Genomic DNA, 431 nt, shown 5'->3' with positions numbered 1-431 from the left:
ACCACGGTGTGATTCATGACTGGGGTGAAGTCGTAACAAGGTAACCCTAGGGGAACCTGGGGTTGGATCACCTCCTTACCTTAAGATGTCGAAGTTGTTGAGTGTTCACACAGATTGCCTTGATTCAAAGTAGTTAGAGCAAAGACCTGATGCGCCAGTGATGTCGCGTCAGTGCTTGTTTGGTGAAAGCCAAACGAGAGAAGCCCGTTCGTTGGGTTGGGATGTGAATAATGACGCAAGTCGTTACCCGACTCAGAGTTAGCAATAACAACGAACAGCGCTAAAGGCAGTTGGTCTGCTTGTGTCGGCAAATAATGCCGCTCGCTTCGCAGGCTCAGCATCGCCTTTACAAAACGTCTTCGATACGAAGTATCGAAAGCGGACGTTTTGTCCCCTTCGTCTAGAGGCCTAGGACACCGCCCTTTCACGGC

1 protein-coding gene and 1 rRNA gene are annotated in these 431 nt (G+C 50.3%); one reads left to right on the top strand and one right to left on the bottom strand.

What is annotated here, in order from left to right; genetic code table 11:
- Nucleotides 1-78, top strand: a 16S ribosomal RNA gene (locus ACW5W4_RS18905); the annotation flags it as partial.
- A gap of 2 nt (nucleotides 79-80) precedes the next feature.
- Here the strand turns inward: ACW5W4_RS18905 and ACW5W4_RS18900 are convergent.
- Nucleotides 81-431, bottom strand: a 351-nt coding sequence (locus ACW5W4_RS18900) for a hypothetical protein (protein WP_456690415.1), incomplete at its 5' end; no start/stop codon positions are given.

The organism is Aeromonas crassostreae (assembly GCF_054052445.1).
Note: the sequence above shows the minus strand (reverse complement) of the source record. Positions and strands in the feature narration are given on the sequence as shown.